Origin of the sequence: Aeromonas sp. 55A, from assembly GCF_051919665.1 — a bacterium.
Taxonomy (GTDB): Bacteria; Pseudomonadota; Gammaproteobacteria; order Enterobacterales; family Aeromonadaceae; genus Aeromonas; species Aeromonas veronii.
Genome location: NZ_JBQBEH010000008.1, coordinates 2,642,961 through 2,661,950 on the forward strand (window position 1 = coordinate 2,642,961; position 18,990 = coordinate 2,661,950).

Annotated in this window: 17 protein-coding genes and 1 pseudogene; 12 read left to right on the forward strand and 6 right to left on the reverse strand. The window is 59.3% G+C overall.

The window, feature by feature from the left end:
• Positions 1–37 precede the first annotated feature (37 nt).
• The 5 genes and pseudogenes from glsB to ACTG2G_RS16385 all read left to right on the forward strand — a co-directional run bounded on the left by glsB (position 38) and on the right by ACTG2G_RS16385 (position 4,478).
• Positions 38–958: a glutaminase B gene (glsB, locus tag ACTG2G_RS16365; protein ID WP_005348151.1), complete on the forward strand. Its 921-nt coding sequence runs from the start codon at positions 38–40 to the stop codon at positions 956–958.
• A 29-nt stretch (positions 959–987) separates the two neighbouring features.
• The gene (locus tag ACTG2G_RS16370; RefSeq protein ID WP_421386158.1) at positions 988–2,283 is read left to right on the forward strand and encodes a sulfurtransferase; all 1,296 of its coding nucleotides are present in this window, start codon (positions 988–990) and stop codon (positions 2,281–2,283) included.
• Between the two features lie 124 nt (positions 2,284–2,407).
• A pseudogene (locus ACTG2G_RS16375) lies at positions 2,408–3,583 on the forward strand (S8 family peptidase).
• A 113-nt stretch (positions 3,584–3,696) separates the two neighbouring features.
• Positions 3,697–3,906 (forward strand): YgdI/YgdR family lipoprotein, encoded by a 210-nt coding sequence (locus ACTG2G_RS16380; protein ID WP_129503426.1) that lies wholly within the window; start codon positions 3,697–3,699, stop codon positions 3,904–3,906.
• Positions 3,907–4,076: 170 nt separating this feature from the next.
• Positions 4,077–4,478 carry a DUF2541 family protein gene (locus tag ACTG2G_RS16385; RefSeq protein WP_129503427.1) on the forward strand — a complete coding sequence of 134 codons (402 nt, stop codon included), beginning with the start codon at positions 4,077–4,079 and terminating at the stop codon, positions 4,476–4,478.
• A gap of 83 nt (positions 4,479–4,561) precedes the next feature.
• On the opposite strand, the gene mog is transcribed toward ACTG2G_RS16385, so the two are convergent.
• Positions 4,562–5,092, reverse strand: a complete 531-nt coding sequence (gene mog / locus ACTG2G_RS16390; protein ID WP_005354170.1) for a molybdopterin adenylyltransferase — start codon at positions 5,090–5,092, stop codon at positions 4,562–4,564.
• A 382-nt stretch (positions 5,093–5,474) separates the two neighbouring features.
• Between mog and ACTG2G_RS16395 the strand changes: the two genes are divergently transcribed.
• The 7 genes from ACTG2G_RS16395 to proX all read left to right on the forward strand — a co-directional run bounded on the left by ACTG2G_RS16395 (position 5,475) and on the right by proX (position 11,712).
• Entirely contained in the window at positions 5,475–5,810 is a 336-nt protein-coding gene (locus ACTG2G_RS16395; RefSeq protein ID WP_021229719.1) for a DUF3135 domain-containing protein, read from the forward strand.
• 235 nt (positions 5,811–6,045) lie between these two features.
• Positions 6,046–6,843 carry a threonine/serine exporter family protein gene (locus ACTG2G_RS16400; protein WP_005348133.1) on the forward strand — a complete coding sequence of 266 codons (798 nt, stop codon included), beginning with the start codon at positions 6,046–6,048 and terminating at the stop codon, positions 6,841–6,843.
• Positions 6,840–7,307, forward strand: a complete 468-nt coding sequence (locus tag ACTG2G_RS16405) for a threonine/serine exporter family protein (RefSeq protein WP_026035076.1) — start codon at positions 6,840–6,842, stop codon at positions 7,305–7,307. Before ACTG2G_RS16400 ends, ACTG2G_RS16405 begins: the two co-directional genes overlap by 4 nt.
• Positions 7,308–7,325: 18 nt before the next feature.
• On the forward strand, positions 7,326–7,817 hold the full coding sequence (folA, locus tag ACTG2G_RS16410) for a type 3 dihydrofolate reductase (RefSeq protein WP_421386159.1): 492 nt from the start codon (positions 7,326–7,328) through the stop codon (positions 7,815–7,817).
• A gap of 552 nt (positions 7,818–8,369) precedes the next feature.
• The gene (gene proV, locus ACTG2G_RS16415) at positions 8,370–9,566 is read left to right on the forward strand and encodes a glycine betaine/L-proline ABC transporter ATP-binding protein ProV (protein ID WP_216953005.1); all 1,197 of its coding nucleotides are present in this window, start codon (positions 8,370–8,372) and stop codon (positions 9,564–9,566) included.
• Complete coding sequence (gene proW / locus ACTG2G_RS16420) at positions 9,563–10,717, forward strand: glycine betaine/L-proline ABC transporter permease ProW (protein ID WP_421386160.1); 1,155 nt, start codon at positions 9,563–9,565, stop codon at positions 10,715–10,717. Before proV ends, proW begins: the two co-directional genes overlap by 4 nt.
• A complete protein-coding gene (gene proX, locus ACTG2G_RS16425; RefSeq protein WP_421323975.1) occupies positions 10,714–11,712 on the forward strand; it encodes a glycine betaine/L-proline ABC transporter substrate-binding protein ProX in 999 nt (332 codons plus the stop codon). The genes proW and proX overlap by 4 nt, the downstream gene beginning before the upstream one ends.
• 93 nt (positions 11,713–11,805) lie before the next feature.
• Here proX and ACTG2G_RS16430 read toward each other — a convergent pair whose 3' ends face one another.
• From ACTG2G_RS16430 to prfB, 5 genes are all read right to left on the reverse strand, one after another.
• Complete coding sequence (locus tag ACTG2G_RS16430; RefSeq protein ID WP_439985637.1) at positions 11,806–12,600, reverse strand: phosphoadenylyl-sulfate reductase; 795 nt, start codon at positions 12,598–12,600, stop codon at positions 11,806–11,808.
• Complete coding sequence (cysI, locus tag ACTG2G_RS16435; RefSeq protein ID WP_257687046.1) at positions 12,590–14,314, reverse strand: assimilatory sulfite reductase (NADPH) hemoprotein subunit; 1,725 nt, start codon at positions 14,312–14,314, stop codon at positions 12,590–12,592. The genes ACTG2G_RS16430 and cysI overlap by 11 nt, the downstream gene beginning before the upstream one ends.
• A complete protein-coding gene (locus ACTG2G_RS16440; protein ID WP_421386162.1) occupies positions 14,314–16,107 on the reverse strand; it encodes an assimilatory sulfite reductase (NADPH) flavoprotein subunit in 1,794 nt (597 codons plus the stop codon). The genes cysI and ACTG2G_RS16440 overlap by 1 nt, the downstream gene beginning before the upstream one ends.
• A 211-nt stretch (positions 16,108–16,318) precedes the next feature.
• On the reverse strand, positions 16,319–17,854 hold the full coding sequence (gene lysS, locus ACTG2G_RS16445; protein WP_421205090.1) for a lysine--tRNA ligase: 1,536 nt from the start codon (positions 17,852–17,854) through the stop codon (positions 16,319–16,321).
• 16 nt (positions 17,855–17,870) lie between these two features.
• Positions 17,871–18,969 (reverse strand): peptide chain release factor 2 gene (prfB, locus tag ACTG2G_RS16450; protein ID WP_100645262.1). Its coding sequence is split into 2 segments (ribosomal slippage): positions 17,871–18,893 and positions 18,895–18,969, totalling 1,098 coding nucleotides; the frame shifts between segments, so codons are not numbered across the junction.
• Positions 18,970–18,990 lie beyond the last annotated feature (21 nt).

Here is an 18,990-nt window from a genome sequence, read left to right on the forward strand (position 1 = left end):
TCCACCGCTGTTTTAGTCATGGAATCGCTTATTGCTTATGGTGTTGTCATCCGAATTACTGGCCAGCATCCTTGAAGAGGTGCGCCCGTTGCTGGGACAAGGCAAGGTGGCCGACTACATTCCGGCACTGGCTCAGGTACCGGCCGATCGGCTGGGTATCGCAGTCTGTACCGTCGAGGGGGAGCTGTTCACCGCCGGTGACGCTTTTGAACCCTTCTCCATCCAGAGTATCTCCAAGGCCCTGAGCCTGACCCTGGCACTCACTCTCTATCAGGAGGAGGAGATCTGGGCCCGGGTTGGCAAGGAGCCCTCCGGCCAGCCCTTCAACTCGCTGGTTCAGCTCGAGTTCGAGCAGGGGATCCCCCGCAACCCCTTTATCAATGCCGGGGCGCTGGTGGTGAGCGATCTGCTGGAGACCCGCCTCACAGCGCCCCGTCAACGTACCCTCGAGCTGGTGCGCCGCCTTTCCGGCAATCCGGCCATCATGGCGGATCAGGTCGTCGCTCGCTCCGAATATCAGCACTCTGCCCGCAACGCCGCCATCGCCTATCTGATGAAGGCCTATGGCAACTTCGAAAACGAAGTGGACAAGGTGCTGCAAAGCTACTTCAATGCCTGTGCCATTCGCATGAGCTGCGTCGATTTGGCGCGGGCATTCATCTATCTGGCCAACCGTGGTGTGCCACTGGGCGAGAGCGTACCGCTGCTGCCCGCCCGCACCACCAAGCAGGTCAACGCCCTGCTCGCCACCTGCGGTCTCTATGATGAGGCGGGCGATTTTGCCTATCGGGTCGGCATGCCGGGCAAATCGGGTGTCGGCGGCGGTATCATCGCCCTGATCCCGGGCGAGCTCTGCGTCTGTGTCTGGTCGCCCGAGCTCAACAAAGCCGGTAACTCGCTGGCGGGCACGGCGGCGCTGGAGCTGCTGGCCGAGCGGCTGGGTCGCTCCATTTTTTAACCTTGTTCACTATGAATCGAGAAATCACCATGAAACGACATCTTCGCTTCCTGCAGGCCGCGCTGGCGACCTTACTGCTCTGGTGTGCCCTGCCCGCCGTGGCAGGGGAGTTGCCACCGCTCTCGTTGGCCGATGCCAAGGCCAAACAGGCTGTCATCCTGGATACCCGCGCCAGCTACTTCTATCAGGGGTGGCCGATGGAAGGGGAGAAGCAGGGCGGCCATGTAGCGGGCGCCGAGAACCTCTCAGCCGAGTGGAAATACAGCGATGAAGAATGGCCAAAGGCGCTCGAGATCAAGGGGCTGAAGGCCGATCGTCCGGTTGCCCTCTACGGTGCGTCCCGCGAAGTGGCCGAGGTGGCCCGTCTGCTGCGCAAGCAGGGGGTCAAGCAGCTGTTCGAGCTGCAAGGGTGGCAAGCCGCACCGCGCGAGTCGCTGGCACGCTGGCAGCAGCTGGTCTATCCGCGCTGGTTGGCGGATCTGCAAGAGGGCAAGCCGGTTGCCGCTGCGCCCAAGGGTGACTGGAAGCTGTTTGAAGTGGATTGGGGTTCACCCAAGGCCTACCTCATCAGCCACATCCCGGGGGCCGGTTATATCGATACCAACAGCCTCGAAGAGGAGCCGCTGTGGAACAAGGTCTCTGACGAAGCGCTCAAGAAGCTGCTGCTGGATAACGGCATCCGTCACGACACCACCGTCATCCTCTATGGTCGCAACACCATGGCGGCTGCCCGTGCCGCGCATCTGATGATGTATGCGGGGGTGGAAGATGTGCGCCTGCTGGACGGTGGTCTGGATGCCTGGTTTATCCAGCACCTGCGTACCGAAACCGGTCTGCCCAACAAATATGAGCCGGTGAAGGAGTTTGGCGTGGCCATTCCCGCTCACCCCGAGTACTACACCACGCTAAGTCAGGCGAAAGAGCTGCTCAAGAAGCCCGATAGCGCCCTAGTCAGCGTGCGCACCTGGGACGAGTTTGTCGGCAACACCTCAGGTTACAGCTACATCAAGCCGAAGGGCGATATCCCGGGGGCCAAGTGGGGTCATGGTGGCATCGATGCCAACAGCATGAGCGATTTCCACAACCCGGACGGCACCATGAAGCCGGCCCGCGAGATCCTCGCCATGTGGGATCAGTGGAACATCGAGCCAACTCAGCAGGCTGCGTTCTACTGTGGTACCGGCTGGCGCGCCTCCGAGGCCTTCTTCTACGCCTGGCTGATGGACTGGAAACAGATCAGCGTCTACGACGGCGGTTGGTACGAGTGGAGTTCCGATCCCAAGAACCCGACCGTGACCGGTGAGCGTCAGCCTGCCAAGTCATGATTGCGCGCTTGCGCTTGAAAGAAGAGGCCGGACAGATGTCCGGCCTTTTTGTATCCGCTCGGACCTGCGCCAGCCTGCCACTACACTTTGCTGGTGGCTATCAGGTCGATGGAAGGAGTGACTGATGAGACGGATATGGACAGGCCTGCTGGTGGCAGGCGTACTGGCACAGGGGGTAATGGCTGCCGAACGGGCTCGTTATCTGGTGCAACTCAAGCCGGGGGCGGAGGCCGCTGTGCTGGCCCAAAGCAAAGGGATGGGGGGCGAGCTGGCCCTGCAACTGCCCTAGCAGCATGCGCTGGCGCTCTGGTTGCCAGCTGCTGCAGCGACAGCGCTGGCGCGCAACCCCAACGTGCTGTGGGTGGAGCCGGATGCCAAGCGTTATGCCAGTGCCGAGACCCTGCCTTATGGCATTCCCATGGTACAGGCGCCACAACTGAGCGATGGTATGGCCGGAGAGGTGCTGGTGTGCATCATTGACTCTGGCTATAGCGGCAATCACCCGGATCTGCCCCATGGGGCGCAGGTGCAGGGTAGTGACAACGCAGGTACAGGCAGCTGGAGCAGTGACGAAAACGGTCACGGCACCCACGTGGCAGGCACCATAGCCGCCATTGGGGGGAACGACATGGGCGTGGTCGGTGTCTTGCCGAATCAGAGTGTCCCGCTGCACATCATCAAGGTGTTTGGCGCCAACGGCTGGGCCTATACCTCCAACCTGGTGGGGGCTCTCAATGCCTGCAAGCAGGGGATGAGCAGTCGTGGCTTTACTCGCATGGTCATCAACATGAGCCTAGGGGGCAATGTGCCCAGCAAGACGGAAGAGCAGGCGTTCAATCAGGCTTACAGCCAGAATGTGTTGAGTGTGGCGGCGGCGGGCAATGCGGGCAACACCAGCAAGTCCTATCCCGCCTCTTACAGCAGTGTGGTGAGCGTGGCTGCTATCGATGGCAGCAAGCAGTTGGCTTATTTCTCGCAACGCAACGATCAGGTGGAGCTGGCGGCCCCCGGTGTTGCTGTGCTGTCGACCGTGCCGAGTGGTTACGCCAGCTACAGCGGTACCTCGATGGCGACCCCTCATGTGGTCGGGGTCGCCACCCTGGCCTGGTCACAGCGGCTGGAGTGCAGCAATGATCAACTGCGCCAGACCCTGCGCAGCAGCGCCCAGGATCTGGGGGCTGTCGGACGGGACAACAGCTATGGCTATGGTCTGGTGCAGGCCAGAGCCGCGGCAGATCGGCTGGCACTTGGCTGTGGTTCCGGTACCGGTAGCAGTGGCAAACCGGGTGGTCGCAAGTAACTGATTTTTGATGGTGATCTCACTTTATTGTGCAAGTTTCCGACTGCCTGCCGGATTGGAGTAGGCTGGATATGACACCCTCGTGGTGAGGGTGAAAGGAGAAGAGTGCGCCTATGAAAAAACTGATGATGATCCTGGTGTGCGCCCTGGGGCTGGTAGCATGCAGCTCCCAATACATCATGAGCACCAAGGATGGCAAGATGATCACCACAGAGAGCAAGCCCAAGCTGGACGAGAGTACCGGTATGTATCGCTATTACGATCATGAAGGGCGTGAGGTGATGATCAATAAAGAAGATGTGACCCAGATCATGGAGCGTTGAGCGCTCATATGCAGTCAGGGCCGCAATATGCGGCCCTTCACATTTTTACCGGCAAATTCCTCCATTTTCTCCAGGCAATCGCCCCTCTTTCGCCGCAAATGCGCGTTCGGGTACAGCTTCCGTTATGGTTCGGTCCGTATTATTGCACTCCGTTTTTTATTGGAGGTGTTATGTCCCTGATGTCTATCTGGAATTCCCGTTTTTCCGCGCGCACCCTGCTGGGTGGTGTCTTGCTGGTGGTGGCGTCAGCCAGCCATGCTGGCGATGATCAGTTCACGCTGGGGCGGACTATTTTGCTGGGGGCCGGTGATCATGGTGCGACAATTCCTTTGGTGATTTGCCGTCAGACCAAATATATCAAGGTGAAGGCGGAACGTGATTTGACCCTGGATCGGGTGGTGGTGACCTATGGTGGTGATCGTACCAAAACCATTCGCTTCGATCGGGAGATGAGCAGTGATAAAGAGACCGAGTGGAAATCACTGGGTTCGCGTCGTTGTGTGAAAAAGATAGAAGTGTACGGTAATTCAGAGCGCAGCAAAGCGGGCGTAAAAGTATTCGGCCGTAAATAATCGATGCATTTTGTCTGCGCAAACAGATGAGCTAAAAATAATGGCGAGCCGTGGCTCGCCATTATTTTTTATGGTCGGCTTTGCTATTTTTTCGGCCGAAATGGCTTGATGACAGTTTCATCGCACTCAAGATACGGCCCTTCCATCAAATCGATGCAGTAGGGGATGGCGGGGAATACTGCATCCAGACACTCGCGGATCGATTTGGGCTTGCCCGGCAGATTGACGATCAGGGTATCGTCGCGCAGCCCGGCAGTCTGGCGCGACAGAATGGCGGTCGGCACAAACTTGAGGGATTCGGCCCGCATCAGCTCGCCAAAGCCCGGCATCATTCGATCACACACCGCTTCGGTCGCTTCCGGCGTGACATCCCGCTTGGCCGGGCCGGTGCCGCCTGTGGTGACGATGAGACAACACTGCTCTTCATCCGCCAGCCGGATCAGGGTCGCTTCAATCTGATCCTGTTCATCGGGGATCACCTGATAGACAGGTTCCCACTCCGAGGTCAGATAGGCGTTCAGGGTGTCGATGATGGCCTTGCCGGAGAGGTCTTCATAGATGCCCGCGCTGGCGCGATCGCTGACGGTGACGATACCGATTTTTGCCTTGCTCATGGTCTGCTCTTGAATGTCCGATAAAAGTGGCAATTAAAATAACATAATCAGTGAGATATGTTAAATCGTCGGAAGGAGCTACTGGTCATTTTATGGATGATAAAGAGTCGAATGAAGCAAAATTAATTTATCCCGACTTTTATTGGAAATAAAAAACATAAAAAAGCAGCCTAAAATGTCTAAGTGTTTTGCATGCTCTTTCTTTTTTAAGCAAATGTTTGTTTCTGCATGTTATTTCAATGGATGATTTTCATCATGGTTGCCATTTTAATAACGATTACCTGAGTGGTGTGGTGAGCTCTTTGCCGCTCGGTCGTATATAAAGTTTTATATGGCTGGTTCCTCAAGTTGTAGAGCCAGCAATAGTCGCCAAGGAGGGCATATGGAGTTGCCTGATTTTGACACCCTGAAGGAGTTGGCCGCGAGTGAGCCCTCCCGGCTGGATGCGATTCTGGAGCAGCAGATCGACCAGTTGATGGCCCGAGCGAGCCCCGATCAGCAGCGCCGTCTGCGCGGGTTGCAGTTCAAGATTGATGGTCAGCGCCGTCTGGCGAAAAACAATCTTGATAGCTGTATCCGGATTACCAACATGATGCGGGAATCTTTTTATTTGATGCGCAGCGAAATGAGCCAGTTCAGAGAAGAGGGGGACCCTCCGCCTGAAAGCGATGGCAGTGGTAAAATAATCCATCTGGCTGACTATCGACGTCGCAAATAATCTGCAATAACCCCCTTGGTTGATATTTCAGCCAAATCGGTGAGGCCATAATAAAGGGAATTGCTGGCGACCTGATTGTTATGATTTTTAATGTTAGTCGTAATGTATTTGTGATGTAATTTCTTTTCTCCTTCTTGTAATAACTAATTAGTCAGGTTGTGATAGGGGTGGATGAATAACAGTAAAAGTTAGGCTAATATGGCCGAAATTTTTATTGCTACGACTCGAAGGGATTATGAGAAGTATCACACCAAGACGGGTGTTGTCGCGGGAGCAACAGACAGAGATCACCCGCATTATCGTCAAGGTGGGTCAGATGTTGGCCCAGTTCGGGGCGGAGAGCAGGATCATCGAGCAGACCACGGTGCGGCTGGGGATGGCGCTGGGGCTGGAGAGTGTCGAGATGGCCATCTCTTCCAGTGCCATCGTGCTCACCAGCCTCTATCAGGGGGGCTGTGTTACCACTACCCGGCGGGTGCGTGAACATGGCATCAACATGCAGGTGGTGTGCGAAATCCAGCGGATCTGCATCATGGCGGAGAAAGAGCTGATCGGCGCCCGTGAAGTGCGTCAGCGCCTCGAAGCCATCGTCCCCTTTCACTATCACCCCTGGTTGGTGGTCCCCATGGTGGGGCTCTCCTGTGGTGCCTTTAGCCTGCTGTTTGGCGGTGACTGGCCCATCTTCCTGGTGACCTGCTTCTCATCTGCCGTGGCGATGCGGGTGCGCCAGCTGATGGCTCGCCATCACCACAGCCCGCTCATCAACTTTGCCGCCACTGGCTTTATCGCTACTTTGCTCTCCTCCAGCGCCACCTTCTTTAACTGGGGTGACCAGCCCTATCTCGCCATGGCGGCCAGCGTGCTGCTGCTGGTGCCGGGCTTTCCGCTGATCAATGCGGTCTCCGATATGGTGAAGGGCTACTTCAACATGGGGCTGGCCCGCTGGGGGACTGCGACCCTGCTGACCATCAGCGCCGCCATAGGTATCATTTTGGCCATGTCGGTCACCGGTATCTGGGGGTGGAAAGTATGATGGATTTGCTCTGGCTACTGGCCAAGGATGCCTTCTGGTCCTCCATTCCGGCGGTGGGGTTTGCCATGCTGTTCAACGTGCCGCCACGGATGCTGAAGTATTGCGCCATGGGCGGCGCGCTGGCCCACAGCTTGCGTACCCTGCTGATCCACTACGGCATGCCCATCGAGTGGGCGACGCTGGCGGCGGCAACTACGGTCGGCTTTGTCTGCGTCTACTGGTCGCGCCGTCTGCTGGCACCGCGTCCGGTGTTTAGCGTTGCCTCCATCATTCCGATGATCCCGGGGAGTTATGCCTTCAAGACCATGATTGCGGTGGTGGAGCTCAACATCAACGGCGTGACCATGGAGTTGATCCAGAGTGCGGTGGAGAACGGCCTCAAGGCGCTCTTTATCGTCGGTGCCCTCAGTTTCGGTTTGGCGATCCCCTCTCTGGTCGTGTACCGTAACCGCCCCATAATCTGACAGACGGTGAGAGGCCCCATGAAGATTTCCATGATTGCCGCCATGGCCCACGACAGGCTGATCGGCAAGGACAACCAGATGCCCTGGCATCTGCCTGCCGATCTGGCTCACTTCAAGCGTGTCACCCTCGGTAAACCGGTATTGATGGGGCGCAAAACCTTCGAATCCATTGGTCGACCGCTGCCCGGACGGCGCAATCTGGTGATCAGCCGCAATCCCGACTATCAGGCTGAGGGCATTGAGGTGGTGGGCTCCGTCGAGGCGGCGCTGGCTCTGTTGGCAGGCAGCTCGGTGGAGGAGTTGATGGTGATCGGTGGTGGTCATCTCTATGCCGAGATGTTGCCGAGCGCGGATTGTCTCTACCTGACCCGCATCGATCTGGCGGTGGAGGGGGATACCCGCTTTCCGGCCTTCGACGAGGGCGACTGGTCGTGCATCGAGCGCGAGTCACATCAGCCTGACGAGAAGAATCCCCACTTCTACTGTTTCGAAACCTGGCAGCGGCGTTGACGGGCGTTACCGCTCTGGCTGATAGCCCCTTGTGTTGCACAAGGGGCTTTTTTCGCACGGGCTATTTGCCAGAAGCTCCGTGCCAGCAGGCCGATTGTCCAGAGGTGGCAGGGCGATCTCATCGCGGCGTGTGAACGCACCTTCATCCTCTGCTCTGCCCCTCCTCTGCTCCTTTTCTTGTCCCCCAATCTGTCCTCATTGTGACCAATAAATAGTTAGATGTGTAATTATTTGGTCGCTGTTGATTATCTGGATGGCGCGTCACACAGTTACCGTCATTAACCTGCATTTTTTTGCGCTTTTTTTATTGTTTTTGAATGATTTTTCCCAGTGTATCTTCGTTTTATATGGAAGATTTTATGGATAAGACCAGGCTTTGTTCGGTTTTTATTGATAAAAATAACTTTTTAAAATCAATTGTTTATTTTGTGGTTTGTTTTTGGGGACTCTATTGGTTCTTTTGTTTTGGGTGTTTATTGCTTAGTGTAAAAAGCAGTTGGCTCGCGTTCGGCAGGTTAATCACCAAGATGTCGACCATGAAAAAAGGACAGTATGACAGTCAAACTCGAGGTTAAATCACTCTACAAAATCTTCGGCGATCAGCCGGAAAAAGCGTTCAAATTGCTGGCGAAAGGGCATGACCGCGCCAGCATCCTGCAAAAAACCGGGCAGACCCTGGGGGTCCAGGATGTCAATCTGGCCATCGACGAAGGGGAGATCTTCGTGGTGATGGGCCTCTCCGGCTCGGGCAAATCCACCCTGGTGCGTCTCTTCAACCGGCTGATCGAGCCGACCCGCGGCCAGGTACTGATCGATGGCGAGGACATCGCCGCCATCTCCGACGGCGAGCTGCGTCAGGTGCGGCGCAAGAAGATCAGCATGGTATTCCAGTCCTTCGCCCTGATGCCGCACCTGAGCGTGCTGGAAAACACCGCCTTCGGGCTGGAGCTGGCCGGTGTGCCGCTGGCGGAGCGCCAGCAGAGCGCCCGCCAGGCGCTCCATCAGGTGGGGTTGGGTCAGTGGATCGATGCCTTCCCCGATGCCCTCTCCGGCGGCATGAAGCAGCGGGTCGGCCTGGCCCGCGCACTCGCCAACGACCCTGACATCCTGCTGATGGACGAGGCTTTTTCGGCGCTGGATCCGCTGATCCGCACCGAGATGCAGGACGAGCTGCTCAAGCTGCAGGCCAGCCAGCAGCGCACCATCGTCTTCATCTCTCACGATCTGGACGAGGCGATGCGTATCGGCGATCGCATCGCCATCATGCAGGACGGCCAGCTGGTGCAGGTCGGCACCCCGGACGAGATCCTCAACCAGCCCGCCAATGACTATGTGCGCGCCTTCTTTCGCGGGGTGGATCTGGCCAACGTGTTCAGCGCCCGCGACGTGGCCAGCCGCAAGCAGATGCCGCTCATCAAGAAGCACACCACCGACGGGCCGGGCAACGCCCTGCGCCAGCTCAAGGAGCAGGAGCGGGAGTTCGGTTACGTGGTGGATCGCCGGCGTCGCTTCATCGGGGTCGTCTCGGTGGAGTCGCTCGGTCATGCAGTCAGGGCCAAAGGCAGCCTGGAGCAGGCGCTGCTGGCGGACATCCGGCCCATTATGGCGGACACCGCCCTCAACGAACTGATCAGCCAGGTGGCGGCCGCCCCCTGTCAGGTGCCCGTGGTCGAGGAGGATGGCACTTATCTGGGCCTCATCTCCAAGGCCAACCTGCTGAACACCCTGGACAGGAGTACCCCGGCATGAAGCAGATGAATCCCCATTTTTTACTGAGCGGGCTGCTGGCCCTGGTGCTGCTGGCGAGCCCCGCCCTGCGTGCCGATGAGGTGGCGGCCGACCCTTGGGGCGCCACGGCTTCTAGTGCCACCGAGGTGGCCGATCCCTGGAGTGATACCGCCACCGCCGCCACCGACTGGCAGAACCAGATCGAGACGGTGGATACCACAGCTGCCGTCGACTGGCTGGATCCCTTCCAGCAGGCGTTGGTGCCACTGGACAGCTGGGTCGAGGATGGCATCGGCTGGCTGGTGGACAACCTGCGTCCCGTGTTTCAGCTGATCCGTGCACCGGTGGAGCTGGCGCTGGGCGGCATGACCCATCTGCTGCAGACGGTACCTTCCACCCTGATGATCGGTCTGCTGACCCTGATCGCCTGGCAACTGGTGAACGCTCGCATGGCGCTGGGAACCCTGTTCTCACTGGTGGTGGTGGGCCTTATCGGCGCCTGGTCCGATGCCATGGTGACCCTGTCGCTGGTGCTGACCTCGCTGTTCTTCTGCGTGCTGATCGGGCTGCCGGTCGGCATCCTGCTGGCGAGGAGCGAGCGACTGTCGCGCTGGACCCGGCCGCTGCTGGATGCGATGCAGACTACCCCGGCCTTCGTCTACCTCATCCCCATCGTCATGCTGTTCGGTATCGGCAACGTGCCCGGGGTGGTGGTGACCGTCATCTTCGCGCTGCCGCCGATGATCCGGCTGACCATGCTGGGCATTCGCCAGGTGCCTGCGGATCTGGTTGAGGCGGCCCACTCGTTCGGTGCCAGCCCCTCTCAGCTGCTGTTCAAGGTACAACTGCCGCTCGCCATGCCCACCATCATGGCCGGGGTCAACCAGACCCTGATGCTGGCACTCTCCATGGTGGTGATCGCCTCCATGATTGCGGTGGGGGGCCTCGGCCAGATGGTGCTGCGCGGCATCGGCCGGCTCGACATGGGGCTTGCCTCCATCGGCGGCCTCGGCATCGTATTGCTGGCCATCGTGCTCGACCGCCTGACCCAGGCGATGGGACAGCCGGATCGCAGTCGTACCGGCCGCTGGTATCAGCGCGGCCCCGCCGCCCTGCTGCTGCGCCTGCTCGGCCGTGACAAGTCTATCGATTACAAAGGAGTAAATGCATGAGGCTCATTACCAAGACGCTGACCCTGGGTTCCCTGCTGTTGAGCTCCCAACTGCTCGGCCCGCTCGCCATGGCCAGCACCGAGCTGCCGGGGGAGGGAGTGCGCGTCCAGCCCCTGCAGAGCTCGTTGCCGGAGGAGAGTTTTCAGACCCTGTTGGTCAGCAAGCTGATGGCGCGCCTCGGCTATGACGTCCAGCTGGCCCAGGAGGTGGATTACAACGTGGCCTACGCCTCGGTGGCGCAGGGGGATGGCACCTTCCTCGCCTTCAACTGGATACCGCTGCAAAACAACAAGTATGAGCAGGCTGGCGGCGACAAGGTGTTCTTCCGTGAGGGCACCTATGTGGCCGGGGCCGCCCAGGGCTATCTCATCGACAAGCAGACCGCGACTCGCTACGGCATCACCAATCTGGGTCAGCTCAAGGATCCCAAGCTGGCGGCGCTGTTTGACGGCGATGGCGACGGCAAGGCCGACCTGGTGGGTTGCAATCCGGGCTGGGGCTGCGAAGAGGCGATCAACCGTCATCTGGCCGGGTTTGGCCTGACCCCGACCGTCACTCACAAGCAGGGCAACTACGCGGCGCTGATCGCCGATACCCGTGCCCGTTACCAGGCCGGCAAGCCGGTGCTCTACTACACCTGGACTCCCTACTGGCTCAGCAGCGAGCTGGTGCCGGGCAAGGACGTGGTGTGGCTGGAGGTGCCCGCCGACGGCCCTGATGCGGCCAAGACCCGGCTGCCGAACGGCAAGAACTACGGCTTCCCGGTCAACACCATGCACATCGTCGCCAACAAGCAGTTTGCCGAGGCCAACCCGGCAGCCGCCAGGCTGTTCTCCATCGTCAAGCTTCCGCTCAATGACATCAACGTGCAGAACGGCCTGATGAACAAGGGGCAGAACAAGCCGGCGGATGTGGAGCGTCACGCCGACGCCTGGCTCAAGGGCCACGAGGTGCTGGTGAACGACTGGCTGACCCAGGCGCGCGCCGCCAAGTAATGAGGGGTGGAATGCCACCCTTTTGCGCAAATTAAAACGCCCGGCTGTTGCCGGGCGTTTTTTTATGAAAGCCGTGCGGGTGGACAGCTTGGCTCAGATGCCTGAGCCGTCGTTCTCGCCGTTCTCCTCGTGCAAACCGCACTCGCGCTTGAGGCCGAAGAAGCGGGTCTGCTCCTCGCTCATGCCCGGCTCCCACTTGGCGGTGGTGTGGATATCGCCCACCGACAGGTAACCCTGCTCCCACAGCGGGTGGTAGGGGAGGTCGAACTCCTTGAAGTAGTAGAAGACGTCCTTATTGCTCCAGTCGATCACCGGCAGGAACTTGAAGCGGCCGCGCTGGATGCCCAGCACCGGCAGCTTGCCACGGCTGCCGGACTGCTCCCGGCGCAGGCCGGAGAACCAGGTCTGCGCCCCCAGCTCCCGCAGGGCGCGGTCCATCGGCTCCACCTTGTTGAGCTGGTTGTAGCGGGTGATCCCCTCCACCCCCTGCTCCCACAAGAGACCAAATCGAGCCTCCTGCCAGGCAGGGCTGAGCTCGGCCCGGTAGATCTTCAAGTTGAGCGCGAGGCGCTCGGTCAGCTCGTCGATAAAGCGGTAGGTCTCCGGGAACAGATAACCGGTATCGGTCAGCACTACCGGCACGTCGGCCCGCTCGCGGCTTACCAGATGGAGCATCAGCGCCGCCTGAATGCCGAAGCTGGATGAGAGCACATGCTCCCCCGGCAGATTTGCCAGGGCCCAGCGCACCCGCTCGGGGGCACTCATGGTATCCAGCTCCCGGTTGAGGGGCGCGAGTGCCTCGACTTGCTCCTCACGGCCGAGGGCCAGCAGTGCCTGCAGGTCAAGGCGGCCATCTTCAGTGACATTAAGCGGCAGATTAAGCAGCATAGAAGTCCCTCGCAGAATCGATAACGGGGGCAATTACCCCAACCCGGATCACGAAGTCACCGAAGCACTCCGCCGCAGTGCGTTCGGCAGCCCAGCGGCCGATCAGTCGATCCAGCTCGGCCAGGATCTGCGGCTCGGTGATGTTCTCCTGATAGAGGCGCGGAATGCGGGTCCCCTCCAGGTTGCCCCCCAGATGGAGGTTGTAGCGGCCGGGCGCCTTGCCCACCAGACCCACTTCTGCCAGCATGGCGCGGCCGCAGCCGTTGGGGCAACCGGTGACCCGGAAGATGATGGCGTCATCCGCCAGGCCGTGCTTGGCCAGCAGCCCTTCGATGTCGGTGACAAAGGCGGGCAGCATGCGCTCAGCCTCGGCCATCGCCAGCGGGCAGGTGGGCAGGGCTACGCAGGCCATCGACTGCTTGCGTTGCTCGCTGACGCCATCGTCCAGCAGGCCGTATTGGCGCGCCAGCCCTTCGATGCGGGCCTTCTCGCTGGCAGGCACCCCTGCGATGATCAGGTTCTGGTTGGCGGTCAGGCGAAAATCCCCCTGATGCACCTTGGCGATCTCCAGCATGCCGGTTTTGAGCGGCTTGCCCGGGAAGTCCAGCAGGCGGCCATTCTCAATAAACAGGGTGAGGTGGTGCTTGCCGTCGATCCCCTCGACCCAACCGAAGCGATCGCCACGGCTGGTGAACTCATAGGGGCGAACCGGCCCGAACTGGATGCCGGCGCGGTTCTCCACCTCGGCCTTGAAGGCTTCGACGCCGACGCGCTCGAGGGTGTACTTGGTCTTGGCGTTCTTGCGGTTGACCCGGTTGCCCCAGTCGCGCTGGGTGCTGACGACGGCGGCCGCCACCTCCAGCACGTGGGAGAGCGGAATAAAGCCAAAGTCGCTCGCCTTGCGCGGATAGGTGGTGGTGTCGCCGTGGGTCATGGCGAGGCCACCGCCCACCAGCACGTTGAAGCCCACCAGCTTGCCACCTTCGGCAATAGCCACGAAGTTGAGATCGTTGGCGTGGATATCCACGTCGTTGTGGGGCGGGATCACCACAGTGGTCTTGAATTTGCGCGGCAGGTAGTTGGACCCCAATATCGGCTCCTCATCCTGCCCCAGTTTTTCACCGTCCAGCCAGATCTCCACGTAGGCGCGGGTCTTGGGTAGCAGGTGTTCGGATATCTTCTTGGCCCACTCGTAGGCCTCCTGATGCAGTTCGGACTCCACCGGGTTGCTGGTGCAGAGCACGTTGCGGTTCACATCGCCAGCGGTGGCGATGGAATCGATGCCGGTGCTGTTGAGGGTCTGGTGCATCAGCTTGATGTCGCGCTTCAATACCCCGTGGAACTGGAAGGTTTGACGGGTAGTCAGGCGGATGCTGCCGTAGAGGCTGTGCTCTTCGGCGAACTTGTCGATGATCTGCCACTGGGCCGGGGTGATGATCCCACCCGGCAGGCGGGCACGCAGCATGACGTTGTGCAGCGGCTCCAGCTTCTGGGCGGCGCGCTCCGGGCGGATGTCGCGGTCATCCTGCTGGTACATGCCGTGAAAGCGGATCAGCTGGAAGTTGTCGCCGTTGAAGCCGCCGGTGAGCGGATCCTGCAGATCTTGCTCTATGGTGCCGCGCAGAAAGTTGCTCTCGCGCTTGAGGCGCTCGTTGTCGGCCAGCGGCCCTTCGACCGGTCCCGCTTTTGGGTGAGAAAGAGGTTGTTTGCTCATCAATAGACATCCCTTTGATAACGTTTGGCACGACGCAATTCGCTCAAATACTCTTCTGCTTCCTCACGGCTCTTGTGACCGTGTTCGGCAATTACATCCAGCAGGGCCTCCTGTACATCCTTGGCCATCTTGTTGGCGTCGCCACACACATAGAAGTGAGCGCCTGCTTCCAGCCACTGGTAGAGCTCAAGCCCTGCCTCGCGCAGACGGTCCTGCACATAGATCTTGTTGGCCTGATCCCGGCTGAAGGCCAGGGAGATCTTCGACAGCAGCCCAGATTTCACATAACGCTGCCACTCCACCTGATAGAGGAAATCCTGGGTAAAGTGGGGGTTGCCGAAGAAGAGCCAGTTCTTGCCCTCGGCACCTTGGGCTTCCCGCTCCTGCATAAAGGCGCGGAACGGGGCGATGCCGGTGCCCGGGCCCACCATGATGACGGGGGTGTCGGGGTTTTGCGGCAGGCGGAAGTTGTCGTTGTGCTCGACGAATACCCGTACCTCGCCATCCTCAATCAGCCGATCCGCCAGATAGGAGGAGGCGGCGCCAGAGCGCACTGTGCCATCTTCCTGCGGGTAGCGCACCACGCCGACGGTCAGGTGCACCTCCTCTTCGACTTCGCTCTGTGCGGAGGCGATTGAGTAGAGGCGCGGGGTGAGGGGTCGCAGCAGGCCAACCAGCTGCTCGGCCGTGAGCGCGGTCGGGAAGCGTTTCAGCACATCCACCACTTGGGCAGAGGCGACCAGTGCATTGACCTGGGCCTTGTCACCGGCCAAGTCTTTCAGCGCCGCGTTGTCCGATATATCAGCGAGTCCTGTGATAAAGCCGCCGTGCAGCCGGGTCAGTTCGAAGTGACCGGTCAGTGCGGCGTGCAAGGTGCCGTGAGTCGTGGCTTCATCGCCAGAGAGGCCGGTCAGGGCCAGCACTTCCCCCACCAGGTCGGCGTCGTTGTCGAACCAGACCCCGAGGGCATCACCCGGTTGATAGGTGAGGCCGGAGTCGGCCAGATTGATCTCGATATGGCGGATATCCTTGGTGGAATCCCGGCCGGTGATCTTCTGATTGACCGACAGGTGGGCAGGGAAGGGGTTCTCCTTGCTGTATTGGCTGTGGCCAACCGCCTGCTGCACCGCGTTGGCTACGCTGCTGCTGGCCACACCGGTAGAGAGGGTCGTGGCAATGGCGTTGAGTGCCTGTTCGCTCCAGCTCTTGGCGGCATCCTGATAATCCACATCGAGGCTGGCGAGCTCATAAATGCGCTCGGCTCCAGCGCTGGCGAGGAAGTTGTCAAAATCTTTGCCGGTTTGGCAGAAAAATTCGTAGGAGCTGTCACCCAGCCCCAGCACCGCGAACTTGAGGCCGTCCAGCTTGCCGATCTTGCCTTTTTTAAGCTGCTCGAACAGGTCGACGGCGCTCTCCGGCGGTTCACCCTCCCCGTAAGTGCTCACTACCACCAGCAGGTGGCTCTCTTTCTTGAGCTGCTTGGGTTTGTAGTCGGCCATCGATGCGAGGGTGACCGGTAGACCGCGGGCCTCGGCCTGCGCTTTGATGGCACTGGCTACACCTTTGGCGTTGCCGGTCTGGGAGCCGTAGAGAATGGTCAGGCTGCCGCTGGGCGCCGCGACTTCTGCGCCGGCGGTCGCAACGGGCTGGACGCCCGCCTGGGAGAGGCCGTAGAGATATCCGCTCACCCAGGCCAGTTGCTGGGTATTGAGGGTCGAGAGTACCTGACCCAGCTGACGTTGCTGCTCGTCAGAGAGAGGGGAGAGGTTGAATGGGGAATCCTTCAATTGCATCACACGCGTCTTCCATGGTCTGATTTTTGGCCAGATTAAAGGGCGTGTTGTCTAACAACAAAGAATAAAAATATCTTCTTTATTCCATTATTGAATTTATAAAGTGATTTGGTGGTAAAGGAGATAGAAAAACGCCCCGCAGTCGCGGGGCGTTTTTATTGGCTATCACGCTCGGGATTGACCCAAGGGATGTAGCTGACTTCTGTGGGCCTTACTTCTGCGGACGCAGGGCCGGGAACAGAATGACGTCACGGATGGTGTGGCTGTTGGTGAACAGCATGACCAGACGGTCGATACCGATACCCTGACCGGCCGTCGGCGGCAGGCCGTGTTCCAGTGCGGTGACGAAGTCTGCGTCGTAGAACATGGCTTCGTCGTCGCCAGCTTCTTTCTGATCAACCTGATCCTGGAAGCGCTTGGCCTGATCTTCTGCATCGTTCAGCTCGGAGAAGCCGTTGGCCAGCTCGCGGCCACCGATGAAGAATTCGAAGCGGTCGGTTACGTCCGGGTTCACGTCGTTGCGGCGAGCCAGCGGAGAAACGGCAGCCGGGTACTCGGTGATGAAGGTCGGTTGCAGCAGCATGTGCTCCACGGTCTCTTCGAAGATCGCGGTGATCACGTGGCCCAGCTCCCATCCCTTCATCAGCTCGATGTGCAGACGCTTGGCAACGGCCTTGGCGCTCTCCAGGGTAGCCAGATCGTCCAGAGTTACGTCCGGGTTGAACTTCAGGATGGACTCGACCATGGTGAGGCGCTGGAACGGCTGACCGAAATCGATGGTCAGGCCCTCTTCGCCCTCTTTGGCGTAACGGATCTTGGTGTTGCCCAGAATGTCTTGCGCCAGGGTGCGCAGCAGCTCTTCGGTCAGGTCCATCAGATCGATGTAGTCGGCGTAGGCCATGTAGAACTCGATCATGGTGAACTCGGGGTTGTGACGAACCGAGATACCTTCGTTACGGAAGTTGCGGTTGATCTCGTAGACACGCTCGAAACCACCGACCACCAGACGCTTCAGATAGAGCTCCGGAGCGATACGCAGGTACATGTCGATGTCCAGCGCATTGTGGTGAGTGACGAACGGACGCGCGGAGGCACCACCAGGGATGACTTGCATCATCGGGGTTTCCACTTCCATGAAGCGCTTTTCGTTGAAGAACTTGCGGATACCGGCAACCACCTGGGTGCGGATCATGAAGGTCTTGCGGGACTCTTCGTTGGCGATCAGATCCAGGTAGCGCTGGCGGCAGCGAGCTTCCTGGTCGGTCAGGCCCTTGTGCTTCTCGGGCAGCGGACGCAGTGCCTTGGTCAGCAGGCGGATATCGGAAACGTGAACGGAGAGCTCACCGGTCTGGGTCTTGAACAGGGTACCTTCGACACCCACGATGTCGCCCAGATCCCACTTCTTGAACTGCTCGTTGTAGAAACCTTCCGGCAGGTCGTCACGGGTGACGTAGACCTGGATCTTGCCGGCCATGTCCTGCAGGGTGGCGAAAGAAGCCTTGCCCATGATCCGGCGGGTCATGATGCGACCGGCAATCTTCACCCGTTTACCCAGGCTCGTCAGCTCCTCGGCGCTTTTGTCGTCGAACTCTGCGTGCAGATCGCCAGAGAGGCTGTCGCGACGGAAGTCGTTGGGGAAAGGATTACCCTGGGCGCGCAGGGCGGCCAGCTTGGAACGACGCTCGGTCATCTCGTTGTTGAGTTCGAGAGTTTGGTCGACTTCCGGAGTGATGGTTTGTTCAGACATGGTGATTCCTGCTTGTTTACAGACCTGATTTCAGGCTGGCTTCGATAAACTTGTCCAAGTCACCGTCGAGCACCGATTGGGTATTACGGGTTTCGACGCCGGTGCGCAGATCCTTGATACGGGAGTCATCCAGCACATAGGAACGGATCTGGCTGCCCCAACCGATATCAGACTTGGTCTCTTCCAGGGCTTGTTTCTCAGCGTTCTGCTTCTGAATTTCCAGCTCGTAGAGCTTGGCTTTCAGCTGCTTCATACACTGGTCTTTGTTTTTGTGCTGGGAACGGTCGTTTTGGCACTGTACCACGACACCGGTCGGAACGTGGGTAATACGTACCGCGGATTCGGTTCGGTTAACGTGCTGACCACCGGCACCGGAGGCACGGTAGACGTCGATCCGCAGATCCGCCGGGTTGATCTCGATATCGATATCGTCGTCGATCTCGGGGTAGACGAACACAGAACAGAAGGAGGTGTGACGGCGGCCACCAGAATCGAACGGAGACTTGCGAACCAGACGGTGTACGCCGGTTTCGGTACGCAGCCAGCCGAATGCATATTCGCCGGTGAACTTGATGGTGGCGGATTTGATACCAGCCACGTCGCCTTCGGAGCATTCAATCAGCTCGGGCTTGTAGCCGTGGGCATCGCCCCAGCGCAGGTACATGCGCAGCACCATGTTGGCCCAATCCTGCGCTTCGGTACCACCGGAGCCGGATTGAATATCGATATAGCAGTCGGAGCCGTCGTGCTGGCCGGAGAACATGCGGCGGAACTCGAGGTCCACCAGCTTGGCTTCCAGTTGCTCGGATTCGGCGATAGCTTCGTTGAAGGTCTCTTCGTCTTCTCCTTCCACGGCCAGGCTCACCAGCATCTCGACGTCATCCACGCCCTGGGTCAGGGTGTCGATGGTGCCGACCACGTTTTCCAGCGCGACGCGCTCTTTGCCCAGCGCCTGTGCGCGCTCGGGTTCATTCCATACGTCCGGCTGTTCCAGCTCGGCGTTGACCTCTTCTAGACGCTCTTTCTTGGCGTCATAGTCAAAGGTACCCCCTAAGAAGCTCGGTCCGCTCAGACAGCTCCTTAAGTTTATTTAATACGGGATTAACTTCGAACATCGTGAAAACTCTCAGGGTCGA

Excerpts from the sequence above, each read along its gene's own strand:
- ACTG2G_RS16430 (WP_439985637.1), bottom strand. The coding sequence starts at position 12,600 with ATGCTGCTTAATCTGCCGCTTAATGTCACTGAAGATGGCCGCCTTGAC.
- ACTG2G_RS16370 (WP_421386158.1), top strand. The coding sequence starts at position 988 with ATGAAACGACATCTTCGCTTCCTGCAGGCCGCGCTGGCGACCTTACTG.
- ACTG2G_RS16440 (WP_421386162.1), bottom strand. The coding sequence starts at position 16,107 with ATGCAATTGAAGGATTCCCCATTCAACCTCTCCCCTCTCTCTGACGAG.
- mog (WP_005354170.1), bottom strand. The coding sequence starts at position 5,092 with ATGAGCAAGGCAAAAATCGGTATCGTCACCGTCAGCGATCGCGCCAGC.
- folA (WP_421386159.1), top strand. The coding sequence starts at position 7,326 with ATGAAGATTTCCATGATTGCCGCCATGGCCCACGACAGGCTGATCGGC.
- ACTG2G_RS16400 (WP_005348133.1), top strand. The coding sequence starts at position 6,046 with ATGAGAAGTATCACACCAAGACGGGTGTTGTCGCGGGAGCAACAGACA.
- cysI (WP_257687046.1), bottom strand. The coding sequence starts at position 14,314 with ATGAGCAAACAACCTCTTTCTCACCCAAAAGCGGGACCGGTCGAAGGG.
- glsB (WP_005348151.1), top strand. The coding sequence starts at position 38 with ATGGTGTTGTCATCCGAATTACTGGCCAGCATCCTTGAAGAGGTGCGC.
- ACTG2G_RS16405 (WP_026035076.1), top strand. The coding sequence starts at position 6,840 with ATGATGGATTTGCTCTGGCTACTGGCCAAGGATGCCTTCTGGTCCTCC.
- ACTG2G_RS16385 (WP_129503427.1), top strand. The coding sequence starts at position 4,077 with ATGTCCCTGATGTCTATCTGGAATTCCCGTTTTTCCGCGCGCACCCTG.
- proV (WP_216953005.1), top strand. The coding sequence starts at position 8,370 with ATGACAGTCAAACTCGAGGTTAAATCACTCTACAAAATCTTCGGCGAT.
- ACTG2G_RS16395 (WP_021229719.1), top strand. The coding sequence starts at position 5,475 with ATGGAGTTGCCTGATTTTGACACCCTGAAGGAGTTGGCCGCGAGTGAG.
- ACTG2G_RS16380 (WP_129503426.1), top strand. The coding sequence starts at position 3,697 with ATGAAAAAACTGATGATGATCCTGGTGTGCGCCCTGGGGCTGGTAGCA.
- proX (WP_421323975.1), top strand. The coding sequence starts at position 10,714 with ATGAGGCTCATTACCAAGACGCTGACCCTGGGTTCCCTGCTGTTGAGC.
- lysS (WP_421205090.1), bottom strand. The coding sequence starts at position 17,854 with ATGTCTGAACAAACCATCACTCCGGAAGTCGACCAAACTCTCGAACTC.
- proW (WP_421386160.1), top strand. The coding sequence starts at position 9,563 with ATGAAGCAGATGAATCCCCATTTTTTACTGAGCGGGCTGCTGGCCCTG.